This is a genomic window from Phenylobacterium sp., from assembly GCF_004799395.1.
Lineage (GTDB): Bacteria > Pseudomonadota > Alphaproteobacteria > Caulobacterales > Caulobacteraceae > Phenylobacterium.
Genome location: NZ_SSMZ01000005.1, coordinates 1 through 6571 on the forward strand (window position 1 = coordinate 1; position 6571 = coordinate 6571).

The following is a 6571-nucleotide window of genomic DNA, read 5'->3' on the forward strand; positions in this document are numbered from 1 at the left end:
TACCTCAACGCCTACCTGTCGAGCCTTAAGTTCGCGGGCCTGGCGACAGCCATCCTGATCGCGATCGGCTACCCCATCGCCTATGGCATGAGCCGCTTCGGACCGCGGGCGCGGCAGGGCCTCCTGATGGCGGTGATCCTGCCGTTCTGGACGAGCTTCCTGATCCGCATCTATGCCTGGATCGCGATCCTGAAGCCCGCAGGCCTGTTGAACGAGGCGCTGGGCGCCCTTCACTTGCCGCCGCTGGCGCTTCTGAACACCAGCGCCGGCGTGCTGATCGGCCTGGTCTACGCCTACCTGCCGTTCATGGTCCTGCCGCTCTACGCCGTGCTGGAGCGCCGCGACGAGAGCCTGATCGAGGCGGCGTTGGATCTCGGCTGCACGCGCACCGGCGCCTTCTGGCGGGTGACGGTTCCGCTCTCCGCGCCGGGCGTCGCGGCCGGCGCCCTGCTCTGCTTCATCCCGATGGTCGGCGAATTCGTGATCCCGGACCTCTTGGGCGGGTCCCAGACCCTGATGCTGGGCCGCGTCGTCTGGACCGAGTTCTTCGCCGACCGGGACTGGCCGGCGGCCTCTGCGGTGGCCATCGTGCTGCTGGCGACCCTGGCCATTCCGATCGCGATCTACCAGCGCCAGCAGGCGAAGGTGCTGGCGTGAAACGCGGGCCCTCGGCGTTCAACTGGACCTCGGTGGTCCTGGGCCTGGCGTTCCTCTACGCGCCGATCGTCCTCTTGGCGGTCTATTCGTTCAATGCTGGGCGCCTGGTGACGGTCTGGGCCGGGTTCTCCGTCCGCTGGTACGCCGCGCTTGCGCAGGACAGCCAGATGCTGGACGCCATCGGCGTCACCCTGCGGGTCGGGCTGATCTCGGCGAGCATCGCCACGCTGCTCGGAACCCTGGCGGCCGTGGCCCTGGTCCGCGCCGGGCGGTTTCGCGGGCGGGCGCTGTTCGCCGGCATGGTCTACGCCCCGCTGGTGATGCCCGAGGTTATCCTGGGCCTTTCGCTGCTGCTGCTCTTCGTGGCGCTGGGCCTGCCGCGCGGATTCTGGACGGTGACCGTCAGCCACGCGACGATCACGCTTTGCTACGCCACGGTGGTGATCCAGGCGCGGCTGTCCTCGTTTGACACGGGCCTCGAGGAGGCCGCCCAGGACCTCGGCTGCACCCCGCTCAGCGCCTTCCTGCAGGTCACCCTGCCCAACATCGCGCCTGCGGTGGCAGCGGCCTGGATGCTGGCCTTCACCCTGTCACTGGACGACCTGGTGATCGCCAGTTTCACCTCCGGCCCCGGCGCCACGACCCTGCCGATGCGGCTCTACAGCCAGGTGCGGCTTGGGGTGAACCCGGAAATCAATGCGGTCTCGACGCTGCTGATCGCGGTGGTGGCGGCAGGCGTGGTCGGCGTCGGATGGATCCAGCGCCGGCGCGAGATCTAGACCAGCGCCCCGCGGGCGCGCCGCCGCTGGCCGCGGAGCACGGAGCCCAGGGCGCCGAAGCCCAGGATGAGGGTCATCCAGCTGGCCGGCTCAGGGATCGGAGCGTCGGGGCCAGGACCCGGGCTGACAAATGAGGGCGCCACGAATTGGGGCGTCACGGGCGAACCGGCGCAGCTGTCGAACGTGCTGACCGTGCAGGTGTTGCCGCCGCCAGAGCCCGGTAGGCCCGGAACCGACGGAAGACCGCCATCGCCGCCCGTCAGCGGGGGGGCGCCCCCCGTACCAGTGCCAGTACCGGCGCCCGTACCAGTGCCTGAACCTGTGGTCCCTGAGCCGCTGGTCGGTGAAGGCAAGAAGCCGCCGCCACCGCCGCCGCCCGCGCCGCCGAAGCCGCCCGAGCCCGCGCCACCGCCGCCAGCACCGCCGCCCCCGGAGCCGCCATCGCCGCCACCGCCACCGGAGCCATCGCCGGAACCGAGGCCCGAGCCGCCATCGCCGCCCTGCCCCGCAACCTTGGATGAGCTATCGCCGCCGGCCGAGGAGCCGGTGAACGGATTGCTGCCGCCATTGGGCGTCCCGTCGTGCGAGCCGCCGGGCGTATGGTCGCTGTTGTTGTTGCTGTTCTGCCCGCTGCCCGCCGCGCCGGCGGCGTAGGAGGCGAGCGTCATCAGCCCATCCTCGCCGTTGGGCATGAAGTTGCCAGGCCCCGGGCCATCATGTCCGTCGCCGGGGCCATAGGCGCCGTGCGGCCCGCTGCTGTTCACCGGATCGGTGTTGATCCCGTGGCCGTCGGTCCCGACGCCGGGGTCACCGCCGCCGCCAGCGCCGCCGCTGTCGCTGTTGGGATCGCTCTGCTGCGTCTCCAGGACCGTGTCGCCGCCGCTGGAAGACCCGCCATTGCTGGCGACCTGCTTGTTCGGCGCCTCGTCCTGATGGTGCTGCTGTCCGCCGCCCGTCGAATAGGCCATGGCGCCGGCCGCGACAAAGGTCGCGCAGACGGTCACGAACAACCGCTTGGCGTGTCTCGATCTGGAACGGGCTGGGACCATGGTGCGCACGGTGCAACTATCGTGCAGATACGCGAAAAATTCAACTATGAGACTGTAATGTGTCCGTTAACTATATTTCAAATTTGCTCCGATTGACCTCGGGTATTCTTGTTATCGGACGCCTTAATTCGCGTTTTGGGGGATTTTTGCTCCGACAACTCGCCTCACAGGGGAGCGTGATGGTCGAACCAGGGACGCGCCTGCTCCAGCTGTCCAGCCAGCCGGAAGAGCGTCGATTCGGCGCCCATCCGGGCCACGAACTGCAGTCCGATGGGCAGTCCCGAGGCGCTCTGGGCCAGGGGCACGGTCATGGCCGGTTGTCCTGTGTTATTAAAGGCTTGGGTGTTGGGCATGAAGGCGAACAACCGCTCGCCGATCAGCTCCGGCCGCTCCAGAATCCAACCCACCGGGATCGCCGGGCTGCCCAGGGTTGAGAGCAGCAGGACGTCGTAATTCTCGAACAATTGGGCCTGCGCCCGGGTGTAGGCGTGTAGTGCTGACAGGCCGCGGACATAGGCCGCCGCAGTAACGCCGGAACCGCGGCGATAGGTCGCCATGGTCAAGCCTTCGACCTCGCCGGACTGCACGGGCCGGCCGCGCTGTTCGGCGAAAGCGTCCAGATTCGCCGCGATGCTGGCGGAGATCACCTGTCCCGCGGCGGCCTGCATGGCCGCAACGTCGCCGGGAATCACCGCCTCCTCGACCTCGTGGCCGAGGCTCTCGCAGAGGCGCGCGGCCTCACGCACCGCAGCCTCGCACTCCGGATCGAGGCCCGGCGCCTGCATGGCCCCGGCCATGAACGCGATCCTCAGGCGCCCGGGTTCGCGGGCCGCCTCCTCGGCGAACGGGCGTTCCGGCGGGCTGAGGAAATAGGGATCGCCGGGCTGCGGCCGGCAGACGATGTCCAGCAAGTGGGCCGAGTCGCGCACCGAGCGGGTCACCGCGTGCTGGATCGAGGCCCCGGCCCAGCCCTCGCCCAGCGGCGCGAAGGAGACCCGACCGCGCGACGGCTTCATGCCGAAGAGGCCGCAACAGGAGGCAGGCGTGCGGATCGAGCCGCCGCCGTCGCTGGCGTGCGCGGCGGGCACGATTCCCGCCGCCACCGCCGCGGCCGCGCCCCCGGACGAGCCGCCCGGCGTCCGCGAGAGGTCCCAGGGATTTCGGCAGACGCCCAGGAACTCCGACTCCGTGAACGGCCACAGGCCGAATTCCGGGGTGTTGGTCTTGCCGAAGATCGACAGGCCAGCGCCCTTGTAGGCGACGGCGATCGCATTGTCGGCAGGCGCCACGGCGTCGGCGAACAGGCGCGAGCCGCCGGTGGTGGGTGTGCCGGCGAGCTGCGCGCCCAGGTCCTTCAGCAGGAACGGCACGCCGCTAAACGCCCCGTGCCCAGCCGGCTCGGCGCGGGCGCGGTCCGTCAGGTCCATGGTCACAGCGTTGATCTGTGGATTGACCTCGGCCATCCGCGCTGCCGCCGCGTCCAGCAACTCGCCCGCGCTGACCTCGCGCCGCGCCACCAGCTCGGCCAGGCCAACCGCGTCGTGGCGGCGATAGTCTTCGAAGTCCATGCGGGTCACCCTGGCCTGTTCAAGGCGCCACGCAAGCACAGCCGCGCGCGCGATCCAATCGCGGCATGGCGAAATCTAGGTGCGGCGGTATTCGACGATCGACTTGTCGGGGAAGACGGCGCGCAAGCCCGCCCAGGCGCCGGAGTCCTCGTACCACTCGTCGATCTCGCTCTCGCCGCGCATCGCCCAATGGTTGGCGGTGATCTTGGCGCCGTTGGCCAGCGCGAAGGGCTCGTGCCCCATGGGCTGGGCGGTGAGCCGCAGCATGAAGCCGGTCTCGGGGTTGAACATCGGCCCGGTGATCACCGCCGGGTTCCAGTGGGTGTAGGGATTGGCCGTGGGCGGCGCGACCAGCGGGCCGTCCTGGTTGGTGATCGCCAGGCCGGTCGATGTGCGCACGACGGCGCAGAAATGCTTGTCGCTGTCGCGGGTGCTGGTGCTGTGCAGCTCCATGAACCGCCCCGCCTTCCAGACCTCCTCGCAGTGGTGGCGGTAGTTGAACACCGTCAGGCCCGCGATCTTGGCCGCCATGGCCACGTCGGTGGTCGCCGTCAGGGTGTCGCCATTGGTGACGAAGGTCAGCTGGTAGTTGCCGAACGGCTTGCCGTTGCGCAGGACGTTGTAATGCACGCTCGAGTTTGCCGGCAGGGCCGCCCGGGCGAACCGCGGCAAGGCCGCCGCAGACAGCGCGGCCGCGACAAGCGCACGACGATCAAGCGTAAGCATTGGCCCCTCCACCCAGACTCGAAGCGCAACCGTAGGAGAGCATGGCCCTGACGTCCATCCAACGCGCGCGAGACGCGAAATGGCTGACTTTTTCAGCGTTCCTGGCTAGAGCCCTGGAACGGCGCCGGATTAGCTCAGCTGGTAGAGCAGCGGTTTTGTAAACCGAAGGTCGCGGGTTCGAGTCCTGCATCCGGCACCACGACTCCCATAAACCGGTATTTTCACGCGGCCGTGGTGCTCAAGCTCGTTCCGCGCGTTTGATCGAGACCCCTAGGGTAGATTCATTAGGAGCTCGAACATGAAGACCTTCCTCGCCATCGCCATCGCCGCCGGCACGCTCGTCGCCTTCGCCTCGTCCGCCGACGCGCGCCCGCATCACCACCGCGTGTGCTACATGCGTCACCATCACCGCGTCTGCCACTGGGGCTAAGCTCCGGCTGGACGCGTAAGCAAAAGGCCCCGCCGGGCGACCGGGGGGGCCTCTTCGTTTCCGCAAAGCCGTTCAGACTACTTCGACATCTCAGCATAGAACGGGTCGAGGCGCGCCGGCGGGGTCCACTGGCCGGTGGTGACGTTCCAGCCGAGGTCGTCGGTCTTGATCGCGGCCATCAGCTTGTCCTTGGGCGTGCCGGCCTTGACGGCGGCGCGGGCGCGGTCGGCGAAGGTGTGCCACTTCTTGGCGTAGTCGAGGAACTGGGCCTTGGTCAGCGGGTCATTGCCGTGGCCCGGGATGATGACGTCGAAGTCGAGCTTGGAAATGGCGTCCAGGCTCGTGAGCCAGCCGGTGACGCTGCCGCCGAACGGATAGTCGATGTTGGGCGTGGTCGAGACCACCTCGTCGCCGCCCGAGACCACCTTCTGGGCCGGGAAGTAGACCACGGTGTCGCCGGCCGTGTGGCCCGCGCCCCAGTGATGGGCCTCGACCTTGACCCCGCCGGCGGTGGTGGTGAGCTCGGTCTCGTAGGTGATGCTGGGCGCGGTGGGCCGCGGGGTGGCGGTGGAGGCGTAGGTCTGCAGCGCCTGCATCTCCTGCTGCTGGCCGATCACGGGCACGCCGTGGTTCTCGAACAGCAGGGTGTTGCCGGAGTGGTCGGCGTGGTGGTGGGTGATCACCACCTCGTCCACCGGCAGGGGCGTGACGCTTTTGATCTTGTCGTTGAGCTCGTCGTAGATCTTCTCGCCGGGGTTCTTGGTGTCGACCAGGACCACGCCGGTGGGGCCGACCACCACGGTGGAATTGCCGCCGTTGCCGACGACCATGTAGACGCCGGTCTTCACTTCCTTGATCTGCAGGGGTTGCTGCGGGGGCGGGCCGCCGCCGCCGGGCGCGCCGCCCGGAGGGCCGCCGGGACCGCCGCCGGGAGGAGGGCCGCCCGGGGGCTGGGCGAACACCGCGCCCGCCATCAGCGAAACCGCCGCGACGCCGGCCGCCATCATCATCTTGTTCATTAGGTCACCCTCCCTGGACTATGGCGTGAACTTGAGGGCGCAACGCTAGGCGGGCCTTGAAGCAATGTCCAGACAAGGCAGACGTCTCTGAATTGAAACAAAGCGAAGACTAGCGGGCGAAAATCGCGCAGTTTTGTTTGCGCTATCGGCCAGCGCCTACTTGAGCGCAGCTATGCTTCGGCTGATCGACGATCAGGCAGGAACCCCGCTTCGGCCTTTGGCTTTGGGGGCGGGGCGCTTATATGGCCCTTCCAGTTTTCCCCACGAAGGCGTCATGGCCCGCATCCTCATCACCTCGGCCCTGCCCTACATCAACGGCATCAAGCACCTGGGCAACCTGGCC

Annotated in this window: 7 protein-coding genes and 1 tRNA gene; 4 read left to right on the forward strand and 4 right to left on the reverse strand. The window is 68.4% G+C overall.

The annotated features are described in order from the left end of the window. Together E8A12_RS00260 and E8A12_RS00265 are read left to right on the forward strand one after the other, a co-directional pair. The coding region (locus tag E8A12_RS00260) for an ABC transporter permease (RefSeq protein ID WP_293365747.1) at window positions 1-657 on the forward strand (657 nt) is incomplete at its 5' end. Beyond that, window positions 654-1436 (forward strand): ABC transporter permease, encoded by a 783-nt coding sequence (locus E8A12_RS00265; RefSeq protein WP_293365748.1) that lies wholly within the window; start codon window positions 654-656, stop codon window positions 1434-1436. The genes E8A12_RS00260 and E8A12_RS00265, both read left to right, overlap by 4 nt. Here E8A12_RS00265 and E8A12_RS00270 read toward each other — a convergent pair. The 3 genes from E8A12_RS00270 to E8A12_RS00280 form a co-directional block, all read right to left on the reverse strand. Continuing rightward, window positions 1433-2440: a PEP-CTERM sorting domain-containing protein gene (locus tag E8A12_RS00270; protein ID WP_293365749.1), complete on the reverse strand. Its 1008-nt coding sequence runs from the start codon at window positions 2438-2440 to the stop codon at window positions 1433-1435. The two genes, E8A12_RS00265 and E8A12_RS00270, sit on opposite strands and share 4 nt — an antisense overlap. Window positions 2441-2649: 209 nt before the next feature. After that, window positions 2650-4053: an amidase gene (locus E8A12_RS00275; protein ID WP_293365750.1), complete on the reverse strand. Its 1404-nt coding sequence runs from the start codon at window positions 4051-4053 to the stop codon at window positions 2650-2652. A gap of 75 nt (window positions 4054-4128) precedes the next feature. Further along, window positions 4129-4779, reverse strand: a complete 651-nt coding sequence (locus tag E8A12_RS00280; RefSeq protein WP_293365751.1) for a DUF6134 family protein — start codon at window positions 4777-4779, stop codon at window positions 4129-4131. 123 nt (window positions 4780-4902) lie between these two features. On the opposite strand from E8A12_RS00280, the gene E8A12_RS00285 reads away from it, so the two are divergent. Next, window positions 4903-4978: transfer RNA gene (locus E8A12_RS00285), tRNA-Thr, on the forward strand. Between the two features lie 99 nt (window positions 4979-5077). Then, the gene (locus E8A12_RS00290) at window positions 5078-5209 is read left to right on the forward strand and encodes an HHHH-motif protein (RefSeq protein ID WP_293365752.1); all 132 of its coding nucleotides are present in this window, start codon (window positions 5078-5080) and stop codon (window positions 5207-5209) included. Between the two features lie 77 nt (window positions 5210-5286). Here E8A12_RS00290 and E8A12_RS00295 read toward each other — a convergent pair whose 3' ends face one another. After that, window positions 5287-6228: an MBL fold metallo-hydrolase gene (locus tag E8A12_RS00295; protein ID WP_293365753.1), complete on the reverse strand. Its 942-nt coding sequence runs from the start codon at window positions 6226-6228 to the stop codon at window positions 5287-5289. Window positions 6229-6571: the final 343 nt, after the last annotated feature.